The 23786-nt window shown below is 71.5% G+C and carries 25 protein-coding genes; 16 read left to right on the forward strand and 9 right to left on the reverse strand.

Features of this window, described 5'->3' with window-relative positions:
- Positions 1 to 46 precede the first annotated feature (46 nt).
- The gene (locus ABD808_RS14020; protein WP_344895746.1) at positions 47 to 1324 is read left to right on the forward strand and encodes an FAD-dependent monooxygenase; all 1278 of its coding nucleotides are present in this window, start codon (positions 47 to 49) and stop codon (positions 1322 to 1324) included.
- On the opposite strand, the gene ABD808_RS14025 is transcribed toward ABD808_RS14020, so the two are convergent.
- The 3 genes from ABD808_RS14025 to mce all read right to left on the reverse strand — a co-directional run bounded on the left by ABD808_RS14025 (position 1299) and on the right by mce (position 5120).
- The gene (locus ABD808_RS14025; protein ID WP_344895749.1) at positions 1299 to 2834 is read right to left on the reverse strand and encodes an AI-2E family transporter; all 1536 of its coding nucleotides are present in this window, start codon (positions 2832 to 2834) and stop codon (positions 1299 to 1301) included. The genes ABD808_RS14020 and ABD808_RS14025 overlap by 26 nt on opposite strands.
- Positions 2835 to 2993: 159 nt before the next feature.
- On the reverse strand, positions 2994 to 4325 hold the full coding sequence (locus ABD808_RS14030) for a DivIVA domain-containing protein (RefSeq protein WP_344895752.1): 1332 nt from the start codon (positions 4323 to 4325) through the stop codon (positions 2994 to 2996).
- 372 nt (positions 4326 to 4697) lie between these two features.
- On the reverse strand, positions 4698 to 5120 hold the full coding sequence (gene mce, locus ABD808_RS14035) for a methylmalonyl-CoA epimerase (protein WP_344895754.1): 423 nt from the start codon (positions 5118 to 5120) through the stop codon (positions 4698 to 4700).
- 107 nt (positions 5121 to 5227) lie between these two features.
- Between mce and ABD808_RS14040 the strand changes: the two genes are divergently transcribed.
- Positions 5228 to 6421 (forward strand): acetyl-CoA C-acetyltransferase, encoded by a 1194-nt coding sequence (locus ABD808_RS14040; protein ID WP_344895757.1) that lies wholly within the window; start codon positions 5228 to 5230, stop codon positions 6419 to 6421.
- A 69-nt stretch (positions 6422 to 6490) separates the two neighbouring features.
- The gene (locus ABD808_RS14045; protein WP_344895760.1) at positions 6491 to 6778 is read left to right on the forward strand and encodes a DUF3817 domain-containing protein; all 288 of its coding nucleotides are present in this window, start codon (positions 6491 to 6493) and stop codon (positions 6776 to 6778) included.
- On the opposite strand, the gene ABD808_RS14050 is transcribed toward ABD808_RS14045, so the two are convergent.
- Positions 6761 to 8086 carry a hypothetical protein gene (locus ABD808_RS14050; protein ID WP_344895763.1) on the reverse strand — a complete coding sequence of 442 codons (1326 nt, stop codon included), beginning with the start codon at positions 8084 to 8086 and terminating at the stop codon, positions 6761 to 6763. The genes ABD808_RS14045 and ABD808_RS14050 overlap by 18 nt on opposite strands.
- Positions 8079 to 8921, reverse strand: coding sequence for an ATP-binding cassette domain-containing protein (locus ABD808_RS14055; RefSeq protein WP_344895766.1), 843 nt, complete (start codon positions 8919 to 8921; stop codon positions 8079 to 8081). Before ABD808_RS14055 ends, ABD808_RS14050 begins: the two co-directional genes overlap by 8 nt.
- A gap of 481 nt (positions 8922 to 9402) precedes the next feature.
- On the opposite strand from ABD808_RS14055, the gene ABD808_RS14060 reads away from it, so the two are divergent.
- Positions 9403 to 10371 carry a tetratricopeptide repeat protein gene (locus ABD808_RS14060; protein ID WP_344895769.1) on the forward strand — a complete coding sequence of 323 codons (969 nt, stop codon included), beginning with the start codon at positions 9403 to 9405 and terminating at the stop codon, positions 10369 to 10371.
- 204 nt (positions 10372 to 10575) lie between these two features.
- Entirely contained in the window at positions 10576 to 11979 is a 1404-nt protein-coding gene (locus tag ABD808_RS14065) for an NAD-dependent malic enzyme (RefSeq protein WP_344895772.1), read from the forward strand.
- 22 nt (positions 11980 to 12001) lie between these two features.
- Here ABD808_RS14065 and ABD808_RS14070 read toward each other — a convergent pair whose 3' ends face one another.
- On the reverse strand, positions 12002 to 12394 hold the full coding sequence (locus ABD808_RS14070) for a hypothetical protein (protein ID WP_344895775.1): 393 nt from the start codon (positions 12392 to 12394) through the stop codon (positions 12002 to 12004).
- Here ABD808_RS14070 and ABD808_RS14075 point away from each other — a divergent pair.
- From ABD808_RS14075 to ABD808_RS14100, 6 genes are all read left to right on the forward strand, one after another.
- On the forward strand, positions 12384 to 12677 hold the full coding sequence (locus tag ABD808_RS14075) for a hypothetical protein (protein ID WP_344895778.1): 294 nt from the start codon (positions 12384 to 12386) through the stop codon (positions 12675 to 12677). The genes ABD808_RS14070 and ABD808_RS14075 overlap by 11 nt on opposite strands.
- Before the next feature lie 104 nt (positions 12678 to 12781).
- Positions 12782 to 13357 carry a YqgE/AlgH family protein gene (locus tag ABD808_RS14080; RefSeq protein WP_344895781.1) on the forward strand — a complete coding sequence of 192 codons (576 nt, stop codon included), beginning with the start codon at positions 12782 to 12784 and terminating at the stop codon, positions 13355 to 13357.
- Positions 13358 to 13367: 10 nt separating this feature from the next.
- Complete coding sequence (locus ABD808_RS14085) at positions 13368 to 13628, forward strand: DUF3039 domain-containing protein (protein ID WP_344895784.1); 261 nt, start codon at positions 13368 to 13370, stop codon at positions 13626 to 13628.
- 159 nt (positions 13629 to 13787) lie between these two features.
- On the forward strand, positions 13788 to 14744 hold the full coding sequence (locus tag ABD808_RS14090; RefSeq protein ID WP_344895787.1) for a zinc metalloprotease: 957 nt from the start codon (positions 13788 to 13790) through the stop codon (positions 14742 to 14744).
- A gap of 96 nt (positions 14745 to 14840) precedes the next feature.
- Entirely contained in the window at positions 14841 to 16586 is a 1746-nt protein-coding gene (locus tag ABD808_RS14095; protein ID WP_344897929.1) for a DEAD/DEAH box helicase, read from the forward strand.
- 152 nt (positions 16587 to 16738) lie between these two features.
- Positions 16739 to 17977 (forward strand): hypothetical protein, encoded by a 1239-nt coding sequence (locus tag ABD808_RS14100; protein WP_344895790.1) that lies wholly within the window; start codon positions 16739 to 16741, stop codon positions 17975 to 17977.
- Here the strand turns inward: ABD808_RS14100 and ABD808_RS14105 are convergent.
- The 3 genes from ABD808_RS14105 to ABD808_RS14115 are packed head-to-tail and all read right to left on the reverse strand — an operon-like array spanning position 17954 to position 20441.
- Positions 17954 to 18499, reverse strand: coding sequence for a gluconokinase (locus ABD808_RS14105; protein WP_344895793.1), 546 nt, complete (start codon positions 18497 to 18499; stop codon positions 17954 to 17956). The genes ABD808_RS14100 and ABD808_RS14105 overlap by 24 nt on opposite strands.
- 2 nt (positions 18500 to 18501) lie before the next feature.
- The gene (locus tag ABD808_RS14110; protein ID WP_344895796.1) at positions 18502 to 19083 is read right to left on the reverse strand and encodes an isochorismatase family protein; all 582 of its coding nucleotides are present in this window, start codon (positions 19081 to 19083) and stop codon (positions 18502 to 18504) included.
- 50 nt (positions 19084 to 19133) lie between these two features.
- Positions 19134 to 20441 carry a nicotinate phosphoribosyltransferase gene (locus ABD808_RS14115; protein WP_344895799.1) on the reverse strand — a complete coding sequence of 436 codons (1308 nt, stop codon included), beginning with the start codon at positions 20439 to 20441 and terminating at the stop codon, positions 19134 to 19136.
- 113 nt (positions 20442 to 20554) lie between these two features.
- Between ABD808_RS14115 and clpS the strand changes: the two genes are divergently transcribed.
- From clpS to ABD808_RS14140, 5 genes are all read left to right on the forward strand, one after another.
- Entirely contained in the window at positions 20555 to 20851 is a 297-nt protein-coding gene (gene clpS / locus ABD808_RS14120; RefSeq protein WP_344895802.1) for an ATP-dependent Clp protease adapter ClpS, read from the forward strand.
- Positions 20852 to 21370 carry a DUF2017 domain-containing protein gene (locus tag ABD808_RS14125; protein WP_344895805.1) on the forward strand — a complete coding sequence of 173 codons (519 nt, stop codon included), beginning with the start codon at positions 20852 to 20854 and terminating at the stop codon, positions 21368 to 21370.
- A gap of 27 nt (positions 21371 to 21397) precedes the next feature.
- Positions 21398 to 21823, forward strand: coding sequence for a M67 family metallopeptidase (locus ABD808_RS14130; RefSeq protein ID WP_344895808.1), 426 nt, complete (start codon positions 21398 to 21400; stop codon positions 21821 to 21823).
- A gap of 445 nt (positions 21824 to 22268) precedes the next feature.
- Positions 22269 to 22541: a MoaD/ThiS family protein gene (locus ABD808_RS14135; protein WP_344895811.1), complete on the forward strand. Its 273-nt coding sequence runs from the start codon at positions 22269 to 22271 to the stop codon at positions 22539 to 22541.
- A 21-nt stretch (positions 22542 to 22562) separates the two neighbouring features.
- Positions 22563 to 23510, forward strand: coding sequence for a PLP-dependent cysteine synthase family protein (locus tag ABD808_RS14140; RefSeq protein ID WP_344895814.1), 948 nt, complete (start codon positions 22563 to 22565; stop codon positions 23508 to 23510).
- Positions 23511 to 23786: the final 276 nt, after the last annotated feature.

Genomic DNA, 23786 nt, shown 5'->3' on the forward strand with positions numbered 1-23786 from the left:
TGCCGTGCCCGGCAGGGGCACGTCCCAGACCCGGCAGGAGAGCCGCGTGCGCAACACCAACATCCTCATTTCCGGCGCGAGCGTCGCCGGTCCGGCGCTGGCGTACTGGCTGCACCGGTACGGGTTCGACCCGACCGTGGTGGAGCGCGCGCCCGCGCTGCGACCCGGCGGCTACAAGGTCGACCTGCGGGGCGTGGCGGTCGACGTCGCCGACCGCATGGGCATCGGCGCGCGGGTGCGGGACCGGGCCACCGACATCCGCGGCGGGACCTGGCTGACCGGCAGGGGCAAGACCGTGGCGACCCTCGGCCCCGACGTGATCGGGTTCCGGGACCCCGGCGACCTGGAGATCCTGCGCGGCGACCTGGCCGACATCCTCCACGGGGCCACGGCCGGGCGGACGGAGTACCTGTTCGGTGACGAGATCACCGCCCTCACCCAGCACGCCTCCGGGGCGGACGTCACCTTCCGGCACGCGCCGTCCCGCACCTTCGACCTGGTCGTGGGCGCTGACGGGCTGCATTCGGGCGTGCGTTCCCTGGCCTTCGGGCCGGAGGAACAGTTCGCCCACCCGCTGGGGCTGAACGTCGCGGTGTTCAGCGTCCCCAACCGCTTCGACCTCGACCGCTGGGAGCTGGCCTGTTCCACGACGGGCCACATCGTCAACCTCTACGCCCTGAGCCGGTCCGGCGACGCCACCGCCCAGTTCTTCTTCTCCGCCAATGACTCGCAGCCGAGCCGTCGCGAGTCGGACGCCAGGTCCGCCCTCGCCGAGGCGTTCGCCGGGCACGGCTGGGAGGTGCCCGGGCTCCTGGCCGCCCTACCGGACGCGCCCGACTTCTACTTCGACTCCCTCGCGCAGATCCGCATGCCCAGCTGGTCGAACGACCGGACGGTCCTGCTGGGCGACGCGGCTTACTGCCCGTCCCCGGCGTCCGGGCAGGGCACCGGCCTCGCTCTCGTGGGCGCCTACGTGCTGGCCGGTGAACTCGCCGCCGCCCACGGCGACCACCGCGTCGCGTTCCCCCGGTTCGAGGAGGAGATGCGCGCGTTCGTCGACCTGAACCAGCGGCTCGGACGCGACGTCGTCAAGCAAATGGTCCCCGCCACCCGCGTGCGCGCCGCCCTCCAGCTGGCCATGATGCGCATGATGCCGTACATGCCCGGCAAGGCCAGGGTCATCGAGAAGATCATGCGACCGGTCCGGGAGGCGGCCAACGCCATCACGCTCACGACCTACTCGGTGCCGCCGCCGACTGAAACCACGCCGTCGGCCGAAACCACGCCGTCGGCCGAAACTACATGGTCTCCTGACGCGGCATGACGACCTCGCGGATCAGCAGCGAGATCGCCGCCGCCGTCGGGATCGCCAGCAGCGCGCCGACGACGCCCAGCAGCGTCCCGCCGATCAGGGCCGCCACGACCGTCACCGCGGGTTGGACGTCGACCGTCCGCTTCATGACGCGCGGATAGACGACATAGTTCTCCACCTGCTGGTAGAGGAGGTAGAAGACCGCGCAGATGATCAGGTCGGTGAGGTCGGCGGTGAGGAACGCGACCAGGCACACCACGAGCGCGCCGATCGTGGCGCCGATCAGCGGGATCAGGTCGGTCACCGCGACGATCAACGCCAGCGCCAGGGCGTACTTCACCCCGACGATCGACAGGAAGATGTACGAGGTCGTGCCCGCGATGAACGCGATCGTGAACTGCCCCGCGACATAGCCCCCGATCCGGTCGAGGATCTCGTCGCCGAGCAGCGCGACCCTGGCTCTTCGGGACCGCGGCGCCAGCTTGTAGAAGAACGTCTTGATCTGCGGCAGCGAGCTCATGAAGTACAGCGTCAGGATCAGGATGGTGATCGTCTGGAAGACGCCGTTCACCGCGACCTTGCCGATGCCGGTCGCGATGTCGGTGAGCTGGCCCTGGAAGTCGTCGCTGTTGACCGTCTTCTCGGCGCGCTCCAGCAGCCCGTACCGCTTGTCCCAGTCGGCGAGGGTCTTGTTGTCCTGGAGTTGCTCGACGTACTCGGGGATGTTCTTGCGCAGCTCGGTGACCTGCTCGGACACCGGCTGGACGAGCGAGGCCACGAACCCGGCGAAGAACATGATCAGGACGAGGAACACGGTCGCGACCGCCGCGCCGCGCGGCAGCCCGAACCTGCGGAGCCGCTCCACCGCCGGGTTGAGCCCGACCGCGAGGAACATAGCGACCACGATCATCACGATCACGGACTTGGCGTTGGACGCGGCCTGCACCAGCATCCAGGCCGTGATGACGCCGAGCGCCGCGGTGAACCCGAACACGAACGGGTGGGCGCGGCCGAGCGGCTGGCCGGGGCGTCCGAACGGGAAGCGGTGGTCGACGCCCGCCTCGCGCCTGCGCTGCTCGACGTCGTGCGCCGGGTCGGGGGCGTCCGGGTCGAGCGAGTCGGACGCGGGCGTCAGCTGCTCGCCCGCCTCGGCCGGGAGGGTGACGGGCGTGCCGGTGGCGGGGTCGCGCTCCCCGACGGGCTCGTCGATCTCCTCGGGATCGAGCGCGCCACTGGGCGCGACGGCGCCTTCGTCCGGGTCCGCGTCCGGCTCGGGGGTCTCGTCGGTGTCGGCGCCGGTTCCGCTGTCGGCACCGGGCTCGGTGTCGGCGCCGGGCTCGTTGTCGGCACCGGGCTCGTTGTCGGCACCAGGGTCGGTGTCGGTGTCGGCGCCGGTGGCGGGGGCTGGGGCGGCGTCGTTGTCGGCGGGCGGGGTGGGAGCGGGCACGGTGCGGCCGGGGGCCGCCCGTCCTTTGCCGGGTGCCGCCTCCGGGCCGTCCTCATGGGGGGTCTCGTCGGGCACGGCGCTCTCCTCTTTCCGTCCGGCCTCGGCCGCTCGCCCACCCGCGGGCCGGGCACCGGATCAAGCCACTACGTGGTGAGACGTAGGAAAGCCTAGAGGCGTTTCCGACCTCTAGGCTCTCCCGGTGCTCGTGGGCCGCGTGTCAGACGGCCCGTGGCCTCACTCCTGCCACCAGTCCTCGTCGTCGTCCTCGGACTTCTTGGCCTGGCCGCCCTGCTTGGCGGGCGCCGCCTTGCCGACGGGCTGCTGCTGCTTGGGCTGTGCCTGCTGCGGCGGGGCCGGCTTGGGGTCGGCCGCGGGGATCGCGGGCTTCTCCGGCGGCGCGGCCAACTCGGTGTCGCCGCCCAGGTTCGGCGCGACACCGCCGATGAGCTGACGCAACTGGTTGAGGTGGCTGGTGATGCTGTCGCGCTGACGGGTCAGCTCGTCGACCTGACGCTGCGCCGCCGTCCGGACGCGGTCGGCCTCGGACTTGGTCTCGGCGAGCAACTGCTCGGCCTGCGACTTGGCCTCGGCGATGACGTTGTCGGAGTTCTTGCGGGCGTTGGCCATGAGCTGCTTGGCGTGCGAGTCGGCCTCACGCCGGGTCTGCTCGGCCTGCTGGGTCGCCTTGGCGGCCCGCTGCTCGGCGGACGTGGCGCGCTGCTCGGCCTCGGCGACCAGCTTCTGCGTCGCCGTCTGGGCCGCGGAGTGGCGTTCGGCGTCCTGCCGGTCGGCCTCCTCGCGGCGGGCGGCCAGCTGGATCTCGAACTCGGCCTCGGCCTGGGCGCGCTGGGCCTCGCTCTCCTCCAGGATGCGCTGGGCCTGCGCGCGCATCTCGTCCGCCTGGCGCTTGGCGGTGGTGAGGATCTCGTCCCGCTCGCGCTTGGTGGACGCGCGCAGCTGCGCGACCTCGCGTTCGGTCGTGGTGCGCAGCTTGGCGATCTCGCGTTCGGCGCTGGCGCGCTTCTCGGCCACCTCGTGATCGGCGGTGGCGCGCAGCTTGGCGACCTCCCGCTCGGTCGTGGAGGTCAGCTCGTCGGCCTCCCGGCGAGCGGAGGTGCGCACGTCGTCGGCCTCGCGCTCGGCCGCGTTGCGCATCTCGTCGCCCTCGCGCTGCGCGCTGGCGCGCAGCTCGGAGGCGTCGTTCTCGGCGTTGGCGCGCTGCTCGGCGGCGTCGACCTTGGCGGCCGCCTTGATCTCGTTCGCCTCGGAGCGGGCCGCCTGCACGAGCTCGGTGGCCTGCTCCTCGGCCAACCGGAGTAGCTGCTCGATGCGGGCGCCGAGCCCGGAATAGGTGGGTCGCTCCTGTTCCTGCAACTGACGATGGGCGTCCGACAGCTCCCTTTGCAGCGCCTGGGTCTGCTCGCGGGTTTGCCGGACCTCGTTGTCGAGCGATTTGATGTGCTCATCGACCTGGTGCCGGTCATAGCCGCGAAGCACCACGTCGAACTCGCGCGGGGGCGTGTCTTCAAAGAAGTTGCTGAGCTGGGCGTCGATGTCGGACTGCATGTGGCTCAATCCTGATGTGACGGGGCTACCAGTGGTTCCGGGAACCGGTTGATCGCCTGGCATGACGGCATGACGGGCTCCATGACGGGCTCAGTGCCCCAGACCTCATCCGGCGAATGAAGCCTACTCCCGACACTGCCGTGTTGGGGGTTCATCTTGACACGCTGCGTGGTTTGTCTGCTTTGCACCAGCGCTCACCGGCCCGGCAACTGCGCTGGTACGGGGCGTACAAATACACCAAATGTGTCCGAACAGTCACAGGGCGGCGGTCCAGGACGTTCTGTCAGCCTCCGTGTATCGAACTAGTCACGATCCGGAGGCCCCCGGTCACCGGGCCCGCGCACCGCGCCTCTGGAAGATCATCGGTGCGCCTCACCGCTTCTGGACGAGTTCGGTCAGCACGCCGTGGCAGTCCTTCGGGTGCAAAAAGTTGATCAAGGAACCCAAGGATCCGTCGCGCGGCGCGTCGTACAGCACGCGCACCCCCTTCGCGGCGATGCCCGCGGCCTCGTCGGCGACGTCGCCGTCCGTCCCGAACGCGATGTGGTGCACGCCCTCGCCGTTCTTCTCCATCCACTTCGCGACCGCCGAGTCGTCGCGGATCGGCTCGATCAGCTGGAGATAGGACGCCGCCCCGTCCCCGGTCTCGTTGATCTTCAGCATGCACTCCCGGACGCCCTGCTCCTCGTTCACCTCGAAGTGGGCGTCGGTGAAACCGTAGGTCGCCTTGTAGAACTCGACGGTCGCGTCGAGGTCACGACAGGCGATGCCGATGTGGTCGATTCGGGTCAGCATGGGCCTTCTCCCTACTCGGACGTCCAGGCGGGGTCGCACAGAACCGAACGAGGTTCTCCTGGGTATGGTGGCAAACGTCGCCGCCCACTGTCCTGGAGGCTCCCCACATGACCACCACGTCCGTGATCGTCGCCGGTGCGCGCACCCCCGTCGGACGCCTGCTGGGCTCCCTGAAGGACTTCTCCGCCGCCGACCTCGGCGCGCACGTGATCAGGGCGGCGCTCGACCGGGCCGGGGTGTCCGGCGACCAGGTGGAGTACGTGATCCTCGGCCAGGTGCTCCAGGCGGGCGCGGGGCAGATCCCGTCCCGGCAGGCGGCGGTCAAGGCGGGCATTCCGATGAGCGTCCCGTCCGTCACGATCAACAAGGTGTGCCTGTCCGGGCTGGACGCGATCGCGCTCGCCGACCAGCTGATCCGCGCGGGCGAGTTCGACATCGTCGTCGCGGGCGGCATGGAGTCGATGACCCAGGCCCCGCATCTGCTGCCGAAGTCGCGCGGCGGCTACAAGTACGGCTCCGTCGAGGTCATCGACCACATGGCCAACGACGCGCTCACCGACGCCTTCGACGGCATCTCCATGGGCGAGTCGACCGAACACCACAACGCCCGGCTCGGCATCTCCCGCGAGGAGCAGGACGAGTTCGCCGCCCGCTCCCACCAGCGCGCCGCCGCCGCCATCAAGAACGGCGTGTTCGACGACGAGATCGCCCCCGTCGAGATCCCGCAGCGGCGCGGCGAGCCCGTCGTGTTCGCGACCGACGAGGGCGTCCGCGGCGACACCACCGTCGAAGTCCTGGCGAGGCTGCGCCCCTCGTTCAGCAAGGACGGGACGATCACCGCGGGCACGTCCTCCCAGATCTCCGACGGCGCCGCCGCCGTCGTCGTGATGTCCAGGGCCAAGGCCGAGGAGCTGGGCCTCACCTGGCTCGCCGAGATCGGCGCCCACGGCAACGTCGCCGGACCGGACAACTCCCTCCAGTCGCAGCCGTCCAATGCCATCAAGCACGCCCTCCGCAAGGCGGGCAAGACCGTCGACGACCTCGACCTCATCGAGATCAACGAGGCGTTCGCGTCCGTCGGCATCCAGTCCATGCGCGACCTCGGCGTCGACCCCGACAGGGTCAACGTCAACGGCGGCGCCATCGCCCTCGGCCACCCGGTCGGCATGTCGGGCGCCCGCATCGTCCTGCACCTGGCCTACGAACTGACCCGCCGCGGCGGCGGCCTCGGCGCCGCAGGACTGTGCGGCGGCGGCGGTCAAGGAGACGCTTTGCTTATTGCAGTTCCCTCCTCCGTGTGAGGGAGGCCATAGGGGTGGGTGAAACCTTCCGGGGCGTGGGGGCGTTGCCTGCGCGTGGATGTGATTCGTGTGTTCCGGTGGGTCTCCATCATTGAGGCGGTCTCCTTTCTGGTGCTGCTGTTGGTCGCGATGCCGCTGAAGTACGGGGCGGACGTGCCCGCCGCCGTTCAGGTGATGGGGCCGGTGCACGGCGTTCTCTTCATCGGGTATGTGGGGCTGGTGCTCGTGGTTCGGGCGGGGCTTCGGTGGGACGTCACGCGGACGGCGCTCGCGCTGGCCGCCGGTGTGCTTCCGGTCGCGCCGTTCTTCGTGGAGCACTACTGGGCCAGGCGACCGGTCTCAGTTCCCGCGTCCTAGCTGTCTTGGGGCAGTGAGTTGTCTTGGGGCGGTGAGGCCGTCTCTCATCGCGTGCGTGGTGGGCGGGGTTCGGGACGTCCAGAAGTCGGCGGGGCCCAGGGCGCAGGCCCGGTAGTCGGTGAAGTGCAGGCGTAGCCAGGAGCGGCGCCGGGTCTCGCCCCAGGAGGCGAACTGGCGGGCGGCGCGCGCGTCGGGGACGGCGGGCGGGTCGTCGCCGAGGAGCCACGCGTCGACCAGCGCGCGGTAGCGGTTCGGCGGGGTCGTGCAGGTGGCGTCCTTGAGGCTCTCGCTGATCTGGCGCATGGCGCGTGCCGCGTACCCGGGGGAGAGTTGTTCGTCGAGGTGGACGGCGGCGACGCCGTCCATGACCGTGAGTGGGGCCCAGGCCGGGCGTTGCTCGACCGTGGTGAACGCGGCGGGCGTCCCGTCGAGGCGGGCGGCGAGCGGGGTGGCGGCCGCGATCAGCCGGGGCAGCGCGTCCCGCAGCGCGGGGTGGACGCACACGGTCAGCGGCCAGTCGCGGCACACGGGCTCGGCCGACACCGGGGTCACCGCGCCGCCGCCGGAGCGGTGCAGGCCGAGCGTGGCGGTGACGGTCGCGGCGAGGGCCACGACGATCGGCAGGACGAACAGGAACCGGCGCGTCACCCACATCACATAGCCGAGGATCAGCGCGGTGGTCAGCCCGGCCGCCCAGGTGAGCTGGTCGGCGAGCACCTCGGGACGCAGCGTGGTGAACAGCGCGACGCGGTCGAACGCCGCCGGGGGGAGCAGGCTCCACCACGACACGCCCGGGACGCGCGCCGCCGCCCACAGCGACGTCGCGGCGAACACCAGGGCCGCGGTGGCGCGGTGTGGCGCGGCGCGGCCCGTCAGGTAGCCCGCGACGACGTGCAGGACGAGCGCGCCCGCGCCCGAGAGCACCCCCAGCGGGTGCAGGTGCCCGGCCTCCGCCTCGACGAGGGTGATCGCGACGACCAGGACCGTCACCGCGACGTAGGAGACCAGCGCGGCGGCCGACAGCAGCAGCAGGTCGAACAGGACACCGGTCGCGGGCGAGCGGGCCGTGAGGTCGCGCAGGTAGTCGAGCGGACGTTCCCGGACCGCCGTCCAAGCGGCCAGCGCCGCGGCGACGGGCCCGAGGAAGCGGACCGCGTTGAGCAGCGCGACGACGGCGTTGTCCCAGTACGCGACCGGGCACAGCGACAGCGCGGCGGCGGCCGTCCCGACCACCGTGAGGACCGGCACCGCGACCAGCAGTGCCGTGCGGCGGGCGTCCAGCCGGAGCACCCGCCCCAGGTCAGACACCGGGGGCGCTCCGCGCGGGCGGCCGCCCGGACCGCGGGCGCGGCAGCTGCGGCAGGGGCAGCCGTGGCAGCGTGATCTGGGGCAGCGTCAGCCGCGCCGGACGGCGGTGACCCGCCCGCCCGGCCCGCGCCGTCAGCGCCCCCTGCGGAGCCAGGGCGGTCTCGCCGCGGCGGTCGGCGGCGGAGCGCCCGCGCCGGGCCGCCGCGGAAAGCGTGGGCTGTTCGGTCATCCTGCCGCGGGCCAGCGTGAAGAGGCGGTCGCACCAGCCGCTGAGCGTCTCGGTGGCGTCGGCGGTGACGACCACCGTCGGGGCGAGAGAGCGCAGGACCGGGATCAGCTCGGCCATGGCCGCGGTGAGCGCGTGCCGCCCGGGGCCGTCGACGCCCGTCGGCCAGGGCTCGGCGGCGGCGCACAGGTCGCCGAACGGGTCGTCGAGCAGGAGCACCCGGGGCTCGTGGACGCAGGCGGCGGCGAGCCCGGCGCGCAGCCGGACGTCGGGCGGCAGCAATGCCAGTTCGGTCCCGGCGGCCTCGCCGAGTTCGAGCCGCCGCACCATGGAATGCGCGGCGGACACGCTCGTTCGCTTGTAGTAGGCCGCGTACTCGACGAACTCGCGGGCCGTCATGTGCTCCGCCCGCGAGAAGCGCGCGGGCAGGTATCCGATGACGGCGCGCGCGGTGCGCAGGCCCGTGGCGGTCGTTATGTCATGTCCGAGAACGTGCAGCGCACCGGCATTAGGCCTGCGCAAGGTCGCGAACGTGGCCAGCAGAGTGGATTTACCGACACCAGGTGGACCGGCCAAGCCGACCACGCCTTCGGGAATGCCGAAGGTCACCGGGCGCAGGAGCCACCGCCCCCCGCGGCGGACACCCATTCCTCGGGCCACGATCACGGAATGATCCGCGATCACAAGTCTTCCCCCCGTTGCTCGTCATGCGGTCGCGGCGGCCGGTCGGCGCGTCCACGCTGACCGGGTGCGCCGGTGGCCTCGTCCCCCAACATTGCCACGCGGCGCCCTTCGGACCGGGCTTCCGCCATTCGGCGTGCCCGGCGCGCCGGACGCTTTTGCCGTGCCGCGATGCATCGACACTGTGACTATAACCGGGCTTGGTGATGGGTGTCAGCAATCTTTTCGCCTTTACAGCGGCGCGCCTCGATTTTTTGCCTGCCCGCCCGAAAAGCCGGAGTTCCGGCGAATTCGGGCAGATAGTGAAATGTCCTTTGAGGCGGCGTATGCCAGGCCTGATGTCGGACGTCCGGTCCGCTGGGAGCGTACGGGCGCACGGCCACCGCCGGTCATGGGGCAGGATGGACCCATGCCTTCTCGGGACTTTTCGTTGCACGGGGCCATAGACCTGGGGGCGCGCCAGGCGGCCGCCAGGAAGCAGCAGGAGCGCCGGGCCCAGGGCGGCGCCGCGCCCGCGAGCGCGGGCGGCGGCCAGAGCGCGGGCGGCGGCCAGTACGTCGTGGACGTGACCGACGAGACCTTCAACACCGAGGTCGTGGAACGGTCGCAGGCCGTGCCCGTCCTCGTCGACTTCTGGGCCGAGTGGTGCGGGCCGTGCAAGCAGCTCTCCCCGATCCTGGAGAAGCTCGCCACCGAGGCGGCCGGCGCGTGGATCCTCGCCAAGGTCGACATCGACGCGAACCCGCAGCTCGGCGCGTACATGCAGCAGATGGGCGTGCGCGGCATCCCGTTCGTGGCGGCCGTCGTCGCCGGGCAACTGCTGCCGTTCCTGAACGGCGCCGCGCCCGAGGCGCAGGTGCGCCAGGCCATCGACCAGCTCTTCGAGGCGCTGCGCAAGGAGGGCATCCTGCCGGAGGCCCCCGAGGGCGAGCAGCCCGCGGTGGACGCCGCCGACGAGCCCGTCCTCGACCCCGCCCGCCAGCGCGTCGAGGACGCCCTCCAGGCCGGTGATTTGGAGGTCGCCAAGACCGCACTCGACGAGGTTCTCGCGACCGACCCGCGCGACCCGATCGCCACGCAGCAGCGCGCGACGGTCGTGCTGGCCCTGCGGGTCCGTTCGCTCGACCCCGAGCGCGTCCTGCGCGAGGCCGCGGAGAAGCCGGGCGACGTCCAGGCGCAGATCGTCGCGGCCGACGTGGAGGTCATGTCCGGGCAGGCCGAGCAGGCGTTCGAGCGGCTGGTGGCGGCGGTGCGGGTCGGCGCGGGCGACGACCGCGACGCGGCGCGCAAGCACCTGTTGTCGCTGTTCGACGTGCTGGCGCCGGACGACCCGCTCATCGCCAAGGCCCGCCGCGCCCTCCAGTCGGCCCTGTTCTGACGGGTCGCCCGCGGGCCGGACGAGCCGGGGCGATCGGGACACCCGACGGTGATGGTGAGCGTATGCTCGAAAGGCAATGACCGCGCCCGTACGGCTTCTGTGAAGCACTTCTACGGGGCCGATCCCGCCGGCGCGGCACGGGCGTTCTGAGTCGCCGGCAGGTGCCGCGCGGCCGCCCCATCGGGAGCAGAGGGAGCAGTTGTCGTGGCGAGCGTGCCAAGCGTTTCGTACTCCATCACCGTCCGGCTGGAGGTCCCGGCTGGCGGCCGTGCCGTCAGCCAGATCACCCACGTCGTGGAGAACGCGGGCGGCATCGTCACGGCCCTCGACGTGAACACGGCCGGGCACGAGACGCTGCGCATCGACGTGACGATCGCGACCCGCGACACCCAGCACGCCGAGTCGATCGCGGCGGCGCTGGAGGGCATCGACGCCGTCAAGATCCACAAGGTCAGCGACCGGACGTTCCTGATGCACCTCGGCGGCAAGATCGAGATGCAGTCCAAGGTGCCGCTGCGCAACCGCGACGAGCTGTCCATGGCCTACACGCCCGGCGTCGCCCGCGTGTCCCTGGCCATCGCCCGCAACCCCGAGGACGTCCGCCGCCTGACGATCAAGCGCAACAGCGTCGCGGTCGTGACGGACGGGTCGGCGGTGCTCGGCCTCGGCAACATCGGCCCGGAGGCGGCGCTGCCCGTCATGGAGGGCAAGGCGGCGCTGTTCAAGCGGTTCGCCGGGATCGACGCCTGGCCGATCTGCCTCGACACGCAGGACACCGACGAGATCGTCCGGACGGTCCAGATCATCGCGCCCGCGTTCGGCGGCATCAATCTGGAGGACATCTCCGCGCCGCGCTGCTTCGAGGTCGAGGCGCGGCTGCGCGAGCTGCTCGACATCCCCGTCTTCCATGACGACCAGCACGGCACCGCGATCTGCGTGCTGGCCGCGCTGACGAACGCGCTGCGCGTCGTCGGCAAGGACATCGGCGCCGTGCGCATCGCGATGGCGGGCGCGGGCGCGGCGGGCAGCGCGATCCTGAAGCTGCTGATCCACGCGGGCGCCCGCGACCTGGTCGTCTGCGACTACCGGGGCGCCGTCCACTCCGGGCGCGACGACCTGGACGACTCGCTGCGCTGGATCGCCGAGCACACCAACCGCGACGGTTATGCGGGCGACCTGCGCGGCGCCGTGAAGGACGCCGACGTGTTCGTCGGCGTGTCCGCCCCCGGCATCCTGACCGGCGACGACATCGCCACGATGAACGACGACGCGATCGTGTTCGCGCTCGCCAACCCCGAGCCCGAGGTGGCGCCGGACGAGGCCCGCGAGCACGCCGCCGTCGTCGCCACCGGCCGCAGCGACTACCCCAACCAGATCAACAACGTGCTGGCGTTCCCGGGCGTGTTCCGCGGCCTGCTGGACGCGCAGGCCGACGGCGTCACGCTGGAGATGCTCGCCGCGGCCGCCAAGGCCCTGTCCGAGGTCGTCACGCCGGACGAGCTGGGCCCGAACTACATCGTCCCGAGCGTCTTCCACCCGGAGGTCAGCACCCGCGTGGCCGGTGCCGTCCGCGAGGCCGCGGGCGGCCGCCCCCGCACCGAGGCGTAACCCCGGCACGCGGGCTGGCGGCTCAGGAGTTCTTCTTCGGGAAGACCTGGTCGCGGCGGCGGGGCCAGACCCCGCCGTACCAGAAGATGATCGCGCCGGTGAGGATGACGCCGACGCCGGTCGCGGCCCGCGCCCACACGGTCGCGTCGGGCCCGGTGTGCGGGAGTTTGTCCGGCTTCTTCGTCGGGGTCGGCGCTGCGGCGGCCTTGTCGCAGTTCGCCTTGACGGTCCTGGTCCCAATGCGCTTGTTCGCCCAGTTGACCGTGATGCGGGTGCGGCGGTCCTCGCGGACGCGGACGGCGACCGTGCGCGTCGAGTCCGGCCGGATCTGGCCGGGAATCGCGGCGGTGTCGTCGTTCTTCTCTATCCCGAAGTCCTCGGTCTTGTTGCCGGTGTTGCGCACCGTGACCTTCACCGTCGACGCCGGGCACGACACCGACCCGATGGTGGCCGTCACCGGCCCCGACCCGCGGGGGGACGCCGTCCCCGAGCCGCTCGCGGACGGGCTCGGCGAGGTGGTGGCCGAGGCCCTGGGCTCGGAGTCCGATGACACCGCCCTCATCAGGGCCGGAATCGCGATCAGTGCCCCGATCACGAAGAACACGGCGGCGATGACGACCCTGGGCAACTGCATCGCTGTCCTCCCCGGCCCGCCGGCGGACGCCGACGGGTGGCCGATGATCCTAGATCATTCTTAACCCTGATCTTCGTGCTGCCGATATCCCCATCGATAGGAATGCGTAACAGGCTAACGAGATGGGAGACGTGCCGCCGGAGGTCTGGGCAACGCATGATGGTACGCATGGAAGACGGCATCAGGGTGGGGCTCCTGCTCGTGGCGACGCCACAGCTGGAGGATCCGAACTTCAGGCGGAGCGTCGTCCTGCTGGTCGAGCACGAGATGGACGGCGGCACGCTGGGCGTCGTCCTCAACCGGCCGACCGAGGTTCCGGTCGACCGCGTGCTGCCGCCGTGGGCGGAGCTCGTCACCGGTCCGGCCGTGGTGTTCCAGGGCGGTCCGGTCGCGCTGGAGAACGCGCTCGCCCTGGCCCGCCTGCCCGGCGAGGAGGAGCCCCTCGGGTGGCGCGCGCTGGACGGCGGCACCGAGGTCGCCCGGGTGGGTCTCGTCGATCTGGAGGCGCCGCCCGGGCTGCTGGCGGCCGAGCTGTTGCAGTTGCGGGTGTTCGCCGGGTACGCGGGCTGGTCGCCGGGGCAGCTGCGCTCGGAGATCGAGGACGGCTCGTGGTACCTGGTGCCCGCCGAGGCGGGCGACGTGTTCGCCGCCGACCCCGATGGACTCTGGCGGCAGGTGCTGCGCCGACAGGGCGGTGACCTGGCCTTCGTCTCCACGTTCCCGGACGACCCGACGCTGAACTAAGGTGAACGACGTGAGTACCAAGATCCTGCCCGACGGCGACACTCAGACAGATGTCCGGCCGGACCTCTCGCATGGTGACGGCGATCATGAGCGGTTCGCGCACTACGTCAAGAAGGCGAAGATCACCGAGAGCGCGGTGAGCGGCACGCCCGTGATCGCGCTGTGCGGCAAGGTCTGGGTGCCGAACCGGGACCCGAAGAAGTTCCCGGTGTGCCCGGAGTGCAAGGAGATCTACGAGTCGATGAAGTCGGGCGGCCAGGGAGACGAGTGATCGGCCGCCATAATGGCGGCCGATGACGCGCGTTCGTACGCGCGTGCGTGAACGTGGGTGAAGGGTCCCGCGATCAGGGGGCTGACCGCGGGGCCTTGGTGTTGACACTTTTACGGGGGACGAATGCGGCGGATCGCCGGGGTTTCGCTATGCGCACTGTTGGTCACGGTCGGTGCCGTCTCGGGTGCGGCGGGTGATCGGCCACGGGTCAGGACCGCCTCGGCGGCGGCCCGCGACGACGACTGCCCGCCGGACCGTCAGGGGGGCCACAAGGGCGGCGGGCTGGCCGGGGAGAGGGGCGGGCTGGCCCGGGAGACACGCCCGCGCGACCGGGCCGACCTGGGTCACGACCAGGCCGTCGCCCTGCTCACCGACCTGAGCCGGACGCTCCGCGACCGGTTCGGCACGTCGGACGAGGGGCGGCTCGACGCGACGCTCCGCCGGGCGAAACGCGTCACCGTGCCGGTGCGGTTCCACGTCGTCCACAGCGGACGCAAGGGCAAGCTGTCCAAGGCGGCCGTCCGGCGGCAGATCTCCACGCTGAACGCCGCGTACAGCGGGAAGCGGGGCGGCGCCGACACTCGCATCAGGTTCCGCCTGGCGTCCTACGACCACACGAACAAGGCGTCGTGGTTCCGTAACCCGCACAAGTACGAGAGCCCGATGAAGAAGCGGCTGCGCAAGGGCGGGCGGGGCACGCTCAACATCTTCACCGCCGAGGTCGGCACCGACGTGCTGGGGTTCTCCACGTTCCCGCAGCGCTACCGGAGCAACCCGCGGATGGACGGCGTCGTCGTCGACTACCGGAGCCTGCCGGGCGGGCCGCTGACGTCGTTCGACCGCGGGTACACGGCCGTCCACGAGACCGGGCACTGGCTCGGCCTGCTGCACACCTTCGAGGGCGGCTGCGTGCCGCCCGGCGACGGGGTGTCCGACACGCCGTACGAGTCGGACCCGGCGCAGGGGTGCCCCGAGTACCGCGACACGTGCCTCCAGTCGGGCGACGATCCGGTGCACAACTTCATGGACTACGCCCACGACGCCTGCATGACGGAGTTCACCGCAGGTCAGGGCCGTAGGATCCGCGCCGCCTGGGCCGCCTACCGGTCCCGCTGACACTGTGGATCTCGGCACATGACGGCGAGGAGGGCACGATCTGTCGGTGGGGCTCGGTAACCTTCGAGAACCGTGAGCACCTTCGCCGCATCGAGCATGCCTCCCGCCTTCCCCGAGCGGGCCGCCTGGGGGACGGCGTCGTCCCTGCGCGCCTGGCAGCAGCAGGCGTTGGAGGCCTACTTCGGGGTGGATGGGACGGCGCCGGGCCCCCGCGACTTCCTCACCGTCGCGACGCCCGGCGCCGGGAAGACGACGTTCGCGCTCCGGCTCGCCCGCGAGCTGCTGGAGCGCCGCGCCGTCTCCGCGCTCACGATCGTGTGCCCCACCGAGCACCTCAAGCGGCAGTGGGCCGAGTCCGCCGCCCGGGTCGGCATCAGGATCAACCCGGAGTACCAGAACGGCGACGGCCCCGTCGGCAAGGACTTCCACGGCATCGCGGTCACCTACGCGACGGTCGCGGCGCGGCCCGCGCTGCACCGCAACCGCACCGAGTCCCGCAAGTCCCTGGTGATCTTCGACGAGGTGCACCACACGGGCGACGGCCTGTCGTGGGGCGACGCCGTCCGGGAGGCGTTCGAGCCCGCGACACGCCGTCTCGGGCTGTCCGGCACGCCGTTCCGCACCGACATCAACCCGATCCCGTTCGTCCAGTACGACGAGGGCCCGGACGGCGTGCGCCGCAGCCGCGCCGACTACACCTACGGCTACGGCCCGGCCCTCGCCGACGGGGTCGTCCGTCCGGTGATCTTCCTCGCGTACGCGGGGGAGATGCGCTGGCGGACCAGGGCGGGCGACGAGATCACCGCGACGCTGGGCGAGCCGCTCACCCAGGACCAGACCGCCCAGGCGTGGCGCGCCGCGCTCGACCCGAAGGGCGACTGGATCAAGCAGGTCCTCGCGGCCGCCGACCGCCGCCTCACCGAGCTGCGCCGCGCCATCCCGGACGCGGGCGGCCTGGTGATCGCCACCGACCACGAGACGGCCCGCGCCTACGCGGGGATGCTGCGCGAGGTCACCGGGCAGAGCGCCACGATCGTGCTGTCGGACGACCCGTCCGCGTCCAAGAAGATCAAGCAGTTCACCGACTCGGGCGACCGCTGGATGGTCGCGGTCCGGATGGTGTCCGAGGGCGTCGACATCCCGCGGCTCTGCGTCGGGGTGTACGCGACGTCCACCAGCACGCCGCTGTTCTTCGCGCAGGCCATCGGTCGTTTCGTCCGTGCCCGCCGCCGTGGCGAGACGGCCTCGGTCTTCCTCCCGTCGGTCCCGACGCTGATGGGCCACGCGGCCGACATGGAAGAGGAGCGCGACCACGTTCTCGACCGTCCCGTCCGCGAAGACGGCCTCGACGACGACCTCCTGGCCGAGGCCAACCGTCAGAAGGACACTCCCGACGCGGTCGGCGAAGAACTGCCCTTCGAAACGGTCGAGGCGTCCGCGACGTTCGATCGCGTCTTGTACGACGGTGGCGAGTTCGGCATGCACGCCGAGCCCGGTTCGGCCGAAGAAGAGGAATATCTTGGCATTCCTGGCCTACTCGAACCAGACCAGGTGTCGGCGCTGCTCCGCAAGCGGCAGGCCGCCCAACTGGCCACCGAACGCAAGAAGAAGACCGGCGATCCGCGCGACGACCGCACCACCGCCGAAGACCTGGCCACCCTGCGCCGGGAGCTGAACGGCCTGGTCGGCGCGTGGAACCACCGCACCGGCCAACCGCACGGCGTCATCCACAGCGAGCTGCGCCGCTCCTGCGGCGGCCCGCCCATCGCGCAGGCGAGCGCCGACGACATTCGCAAGCGCATCGACAAGATTCGTGACTGGGCCGCCAAACGTCGGCACTGAAGTTCGGCACTTGACGTTGGTGGCGTCGTACGCGCCGTGTATTACCGTGCCTGGGAGCGGTGACCGGAAAGGGTCACCGATCGTTCTGGAACTTGTGTCTGGGCGCGGTTCAGGACGATCAACAACCCCGCGCGCCTGTTCTGGAGGTACGGGTGTACCTGGCAGGGTTCGAGGAGATCCTTGACGCGGTGCTCGGACGGCTCGGCCGGTTCGTCGACACGCGCGACCGGGGGGACCTGCTCGCGCCGGCGGGGGCCCGGGACGCGGCGGCGCTCGTCGTCGCCGCGCGGCAGCTGGCGCCGGAGCGGGCGGCGGACCCGCCGCGCGAACCGTGGCTGCGGGCGGTGGCCGCGGCGGGGCTCCTGTATCACGCACGCCATCTGGCCGGCGGCGGCGCGGAGGACGAGAGCGAGGCCGCGGGCCTGCTGGAGTCGGTCGAGCAACGCGGCGGCGATCCGGCCGAGAAGCTGACCGAGAGGCTGGCCGCGCTGCACGGCGCCGCGGCCGGTTCCCCCGTGCCCGTCCGGGCCGACGATCTCGACGAGCTGAACAAGCGGGCCGTCACGACCCCGGCGGGCACGCCGCTGGCGCAGGTCGACCACAGCGCGGCGCGGCTGCGGCGGGCGATGGCGGCGGCGGGCCCGGACGTCGACCTGCGCGGGTACGAGGGCAGCCTGGTCCGGTTGATGGAGCACCGCTACGGCCGCACCGCGCACGAGGCCGACCTGCGCGAGGCGACGGAGCTGTCGGAGTCGCTCGTGGCGCGCACTCCGGACGACCAGCCCGCCTACGCCGACCGGATCCTCCAGCTCGCCCATCTGCGGCAGCTGGCGTTCGCCGAAACCGGTGACGCCGCCGCGCTCGACGCGGCCGTGGACCGGCTGCGCGACGCGGTGCGGCACACCCCGGGCGGCCACGACGACCACGGCGTCCGGCTGGCCGACCTCGGGCGCGCGCTCAAGCTGCGCTACCAGACCACGCGACCCGAGCCGGAGGAGATCGCCGAGGCGGTGGCGACGCTGGAACGGGCGGTCGGCGCCGCGCTCGACGGCGATCCGCTGCCCACCCGGGCCGCCCGCCTCGGTGAACTCTCCGACGCCCTGGCGCTGCACTACCGCGAGACCGGCGACCTGGACCATCTCGAGGCCGCGATCCGGCGGGCGCACGAGGCGTGGCGGCTGGTCCCCGGCGACCACAACATCCCCGAGCGCCTCCAGGACCTGGGCGTCGTGCACATGCTGCGGTACCGGGCCAAGGGGCACCGTTCGGACCGGCGGGCGGCGATCAAGGCGGCGCGCGCCCTCCGCCGCGCCGTCCCCCGCGACCACCCGCTCTACGAGACGGCCGAGATGCTGCTCAAGGAGCTGTCACCCGGGAGCACCCGTCCCTGACGGGTCGCCAGCTTGGAGGTCGAAGGCGGCGAGGATGCGGGTGACCGTCTCCTCCGGCGTGTTCGTGGTGGACAAGGTCAGCACGTCGTCGTCGGGCGTGGGGCGTTCGAGGTCGGCGAACTGGCTGTCGAGGAGCTCGACGCTGAAGAAGTGGCCGAGCCGGTCGCGCATCCGGGCGGCGATGAGGTCGCGGTCGCCGTCCAGCATGACCATCCGCACGCCGGGCCGGCAGCCTCCCAGCACCTCGCGGTAGACGCGCTTGAGCGCGGAGCACGACACGACGCCGGGACGGCCGGTCGCGACCCGGTCGTCGATCCACGCGGTGATCGCGGTGAGCCAGGGGAGGCGGTCGGCGTCGTCCAGCGGACGTCCCGCGCGCATCTTCGCGATGTTGGCCTCGGAGTGGAACCGGTCGGCCTCGGCGTAGTCCCAGCCGAGCCGTTCGGCGAGCAGGGCTCCGATGGTGGTCTTGCCGCTGCCGGCCACACCGGCGACGACGATGACCGTGGGGGGAGTCGTCATGGTCAGGCGCTCACCACCGGCGCGCCGGACAGGACGACCTCCGCCCGCGCGAGTTCCTCCAGGGCCCGGTCGACGGTCGGCTTGCCGACCCCGGCGGTGAGGTCGAGCAGCACGGTGGTGCGCAGCCCGGCGGCGGCCGCGTCGACGGCGGTGGCGCGGACGCAGTGGTCGGTGGCGATGCCCACGATGTCGACGGCGTCCACTCCCCGGGCGGCGAGCCAGTCGCCGAGGGGCACCTCGTCGTCGGAGACGCCCTCGAACCCGCTGTAGGCGGCCGCCTCGCGGCCCTTGCCGAACACTGCCTCGATCGGCGCGAGCGCCAGGTTGGGGTGGAAGTCGGCGCCCGGTGTCCCGATCACGCAGTGCGGCGGCCAGGTGTCGACGAAGTCGGGCTCGGCGGAGAAGTGCTCGCCCGGGTCGAGATGGAAGTCGCGGGTCGCCACGATGTGCGCGTACTCGGCCCGGTGCTCGGCGACGTGCGCGGAGATGGCGGTGGCGACGTCCGCCCCGCCCCCGACCGCGAGCGCGCCGCCCTCGCAGAAGTCGTTCTGCACATCAACGATGATCAGAGCCTTCTTGCCCATGAACGCTCCCTGTACCCGGTTGCTCCGACCGTACCCCAGGGGGCGGGCGGTCAGCCGTCGACGAACTCGGTGGGCAGCGCGGGCTGCCCCTTGGACAGCTGGAGCGCGGTCGGCGGCAGCTCCGCGACGCAGCGCGCGTGCCGTTCCCTGGTGGCGGCGAGCGGCTCGCGTCCGACGATCTCACCGTCCCGCACCAGCGGCACGAGCAGCACACGGTCGCGGCGCCCCGGGGCCGCCTCCCCGACGGAGATGGACTCGGCGTAGGCGGTGCCGTGGCCGTCGACGCGGCGGACGGCGGTCTTGCGTCCGCCCCGGCTCGGCTTGCCGGTGGAGCGTTTCGCGACCGGGCGCATGGGCGCGTCGGCGGTGGGGCCGTCCGACCGCGCGACGAGCTTGTAGACCAGGGACGCGGTCGGCGCGCCTGACCCGGTGACGAGGGCGGTACCGACGCCGTATCCGTCCACGGGCGCGGCGGTCAGGGCGGCGATGCCGAACTCGTCCAGATCGCCGGTCACCACGATGCGGGTGTCGTGCGCGCCGAGAGAGTCGAGCTGGCCCCGGACGCGGCGCGCCATGACACCGAGGTCGCCGCTGTCGATCCGGACGGCTCCGAGCGACGGCCCGGCCAGCTCGACCGCCGTGCGGACCGCCCGCTCCACGTCGTAGGTGTCGACCAGAAGCGTGGTGCTCTCACCGAGCGCGGCGAGCTGGGACGCGAAGGCGTGCCGTTCGCTGTCGTGCAGAAGCGTGAACGAATGCGCACTCGTCCCAGCGGTGGGCACCCCGTAGACACGACCCGCCTCAAGATTGGACGTGGTCGCGAACCCCGAGATGTAGGCGGCCCGCGCGGACGCGACGGCGGCCCGTTCATGCGCCCGCCGCGACCCCATCTCGATGAGCGGACGGTCCTGCGCCGCCTGCACCATCCGGGACGCCGCCGAGGCGATCGCGCAGTCGTGGTTCAGGATCGACAACGCGAGCGTCTCCAACAGGACGGCCTCCGCGAACGTCCCCTCCACCACCAGGATCGGCGATTCCGGGAAATAGCAGTCGCCCTCGGAATAACCCCAGACATCTCCGGTGAAGCGATACTTCTCCAGCCATTGCGCGGTGGGCTCGTCCACGATGCCGTTCGACGTCAGGAACTCCAGCTGGTCCGGCTCGAACCGGAACCGTTCGATGGCGTCGAGGAGCCGTCCCGTCCCGGCGACGACGCCGTAACGGCGGCCCGCGGGCAGGCTCCGCGCGAACACCTCGAACACCGCGCGGCGGTCGGCCGTACCGCTGCGCAGGGCCGCCTGGAGCATGGTCAGCTCGTACCGGTCGGTCAGCAGCGCAGTACCGTCACCAAGGTCCACAGGTGGAACCCTACGGCCCGGGTGGGCACCATGGTCGTGCAGGCCATCGCGTCCGGGGGAGCGGCGCATACCATCGGGGGCGGTGGGCCACCGGAGAGAGGAGGCGACGCGGAATGAGCGCCATGCCCGCGCCCGTCGAGCTGGAGCGGCCGGACGCCGAGGAGGACGTGAGCGCCGACCGGCCGTGGCTGGCCATCGTCTGGAACGACCCGATCAACCTGATGTCCTACGTCACCTACGTGTTCCAGGCCGTGTTCGGCTACGGCAAGCCGAAGGCCGAGAAGCTGATGCTGGACGTGCACCACAAGGGACGGGCCGTGGTGGCCAACGGCACCCGCGAGGAGATGGAACGTGACGTGGAGATCCTTCATTCCTACGGCCTGTGGGCCACGGTGAAGAGGGACGACTGAGTGAGCCGTGTGACGAAGAACCAGCAGGGCGTCCGGATCAGGCTGGAGGCCGAGGAGATCGCGCTCCTGCGCGTCCTGATGGAGCAGCTGCTCGGCCTGCTCGGCGACGCCCCCGGCAAGGACGACGAGCTGGCGTCCCTGGGCATCGCCGAGAACGCGACGATGCCGGACGACCCCGTCCTCGCCCGCCTGTTCCCCGACGCCTACCGCGACGACGGCGAGGCCGCCGAGGAGTTCCGCCGCTACACCGAGATGGGCCTGCGCGGCGGCAAGCGCGAGGCCGCCGAGACCGTCCTGGCCTCGCTGGGTTCGGACGTCGTCCTGGACGACAAGCAGGCGCAGGCGTGGCTGCGGGCGCTCAACGACGTCCGGCTGGCGCTCGGCACCCGCCTGGACATCACCGAGGAGTGGTACGAGGAGGCGGAGAAGATGAGCGCGGCCGACCCCCGCGCCCCCATGTTCGCCGCCTACGACTGGCTCACGGCCCTCCAGGAGAGCCTGGTCCGCGTCCTCTGGTGATCGGGACCGCCGGGTAGCCTTCGGGACATGCTGACGATCGAACGCGCCCTTGTCGAGAAGATCATCGCGCACGCGCGCGCCGACCACCCGGACGAGGCGTGCGGGATCGTTGCCGGACCCGTCGGATCGGACCGCCCCACCCGCTTCATCGCGATGACCAACGCCGAACGGTCCCCGACGTACCACAACTTCGACTCTCAGGAGCTGCTGCGGGTCGACCGGGAGATGGACGACAACGACGAGGAACAGATCGTCCACTACCACTCCCACACCGCCACCGAGGCGTACCCGTCCCGCACCGACCTCGACTACCTGCGCAACCCCCTGGCAGACCCGCGCATCCACCGCGTCCTGGTCTCCACCCGAGACCCAGAGGAAACAGAATTCCGCTCCTACCTCCTGGTCAACGGCGAAATAGTCGAGGAAGAAGTCAAGATCGTCGATTCGTACTAGCCCAGGGGAGCGACCCCCTGGAACCCCCGTCAGCGACGCAGGCGATCCTCACGACGTGTTGCGGTTTTTGGGCCTGTCGCGGTTCGTTTGTGTCGCTGCGGTCGCCTGCGTCGGCGGGTCGTGCGTCCTCCGGCGCTGGGGCGCCTCCGGACGCCCGACCCGTGGCGGTGGGCCGGACGCACAATCCCTGGCGGTGGGCCAGCACAGTAGACTGCCTTGCATGGGGACGAGCGGGTACAAGGCGGGCGTGTGGCGTCGTGTGTGCGCCTGTGCCGTGCCGCCCGTGCAGAGCTTCCTGTTCGGCCACTCGCGCGCCGAAGTCGTCTACGACTGTCGCTGACGCGCCGACCCAGCCTGGAATTCCCCAGCCCGGAATTCCCCCGCGCCCCGCCCGGTTGTGACGCTGGGGGCGGGAAGCCCCGTTCGAACTAAGGAGATCATCGCGATGGCGATCGAGGTCCGGATCCCCACGATCCTGCGCAACCTCACCGACGGCGCCAAGGCCGTCGAGGGCAAGGGTGGCACGCTCGACGAGCTGTTCGCCGACCTGGACACCCGGCACGCGGGCCTGCGGGACCGGCTGGTGGACGACAAGGGCCTACGCAAGTTCGTCAACGTGTACCTCAACGACGAGGACGTTCGCTTCCTCGGCGGCCTGGAGACGGAGGTCGCCGACGGCGACAACGTCACGATCCTGCCCGCCGTGGCCGGCGGCTGACGCGGGACCGCGAGCACGGACATGCGCTTCGACTCGCTGCTTGACTCCCTCGGCCGCACGCCGCTGGTGGGTCTGCCCCGGCTGTCCCCGTCCGCCGACGTGCGGTTGTGGGCGAAGCTTGAGGACCGTAACCCGACGGGGTCCGTGAAGGACCGCCCCGCCTTCCACATGATCGAGAAGGCCGAGAAGGAGGGGCTGCTGACGCCGGGCCGCACCATCCTGGAACCGACGTCCGGCAACACCGGAATCTCCCTCGCCATGGTCGCGAAGCTGCGCGGCTACTCGATGATCTGCGTGATGCCCGAGAACACGTCCGCCGAGCGTCGCCAACTGCTGGAGATGTGGGGCGCGCGGATCATCTCCTCGCCCGCGGCGGGCGGCTCGAACGAGGCCGTCCGGGTGGCGAAGGGCCTGGCGGCCGAGAACCCCGACTGGGTGATGCTGTACCAGTACGGCAACGAGGCCAACGCGCTCGCGCACTACGAGACGACCGGCCCGGAGATCCTGGAGGATCTGCCCACGGTCACGCATTTCGTCGCGGGTCTCGGCACCACGGGCACGCTGATGGGCGTCGGCCGGTTCCTGCGCGAGCGGGTGCCGGACGTGAAGATCGTCGCGGCGGAGCCCCGGTACGGCGACCTCGTGTACGGGCTGCGCAACATCGACGAGGGCTTCATCCCCGAGCTGTACGACGACTCGGTGCTGACCACCCGGTTCTCCGTCACGTCGGGGGACGCGCTGCGCCGCACCCGCGAACTGCTGGAGCAGGAGGGGATCTTCGCGGGCATCTCCACCGGCGGCGCGCTGCACGCGGCGATCGGCATGGCGACCAAGGCCGTCAAGGCAGGTGAGCGCGCCGACATCGCGTTCGTGGTCGCGGACGGCGGCTGGAAGTACCTGTCCACCGGCGCGTACGGCGGCACCCTGGAGGAGGCCGAGGCCCGACTCGAAGGGCAGCTCTGGGCCTGATCACCGGTGCGGGCGGCCCGGCCGGGCGTCGACCGTCGAGTCGACCTGGCACATGCGCGCCGCCCCCGCGCCCGGCCCGCTCGCGTCCGGCCCGGTCGCGCGTGTGCCCGAGCGGCCATGTGATGTCCAACGCATGAAGGCCCCGGGCGGGGTCCCGTCGCCTAGCCTTGAACACCATGCCGCACCATCCCGGAGGGCCGGCCTCCCACACGCCCCCGCCGGGACATTACCCCCGGCTGACCAGTGTCATCTCGTATGTCCGCCGAGACCGGGTCA

Origin of the sequence: Actinomadura meridiana, assembly GCF_039537545.1 — a bacterium.
Lineage (GTDB): Bacteria > Actinomycetota > Actinomycetes > Streptosporangiales > Streptosporangiaceae > Spirillospora > Spirillospora meridiana.

Coding starts and splice junctions, on each gene's coding strand:
- ABD808_RS14030 (WP_344895752.1), bottom strand. CDS start 4,325: ATGCAGTCCGACATCGACGCCCAGCTCAGCAACTTCTTTGAAGACACG.
- mce (WP_344895754.1), bottom strand. CDS start 5,120: ATGCTGACCCGAATCGACCACATCGGCATCGCCTGTCGTGACCTCGAC.
- ABD808_RS14040 (WP_344895757.1), top strand. CDS start 5,228: ATGACCACCACGTCCGTGATCGTCGCCGGTGCGCGCACCCCCGTCGGA.
- ABD808_RS14060 (WP_344895769.1), top strand. CDS start 9,403: ATGCCTTCTCGGGACTTTTCGTTGCACGGGGCCATAGACCTGGGGGCG.
- ABD808_RS14080 (WP_344895781.1), top strand. CDS start 12,782: ATGGAAGACGGCATCAGGGTGGGGCTCCTGCTCGTGGCGACGCCACAG.
- ABD808_RS14095 (WP_344897929.1), top strand. CDS start 14,841: ATGCCTCCCGCCTTCCCCGAGCGGGCCGCCTGGGGGACGGCGTCGTCC.
- ABD808_RS14105 (WP_344895793.1), bottom strand. CDS start 18,499: ATGACGACTCCCCCCACGGTCATCGTCGTCGCCGGTGTGGCCGGCAGC.
- ABD808_RS14110 (WP_344895796.1), bottom strand. CDS start 19,083: ATGGGCAAGAAGGCTCTGATCATCGTTGATGTGCAGAACGACTTCTGC.
- clpS (WP_344895802.1), top strand. CDS start 20,555: ATGAGCGCCATGCCCGCGCCCGTCGAGCTGGAGCGGCCGGACGCCGAG.
- ABD808_RS14130 (WP_344895808.1), top strand. CDS start 21,398: ATGCTGACGATCGAACGCGCCCTTGTCGAGAAGATCATCGCGCACGCG.
- ABD808_RS14135 (WP_344895811.1), top strand. CDS start 22,269: ATGGCGATCGAGGTCCGGATCCCCACGATCCTGCGCAACCTCACCGAC.
- ABD808_RS14140 (WP_344895814.1), top strand. CDS start 22,563: ATGCGCTTCGACTCGCTGCTTGACTCCCTCGGCCGCACGCCGCTGGTG.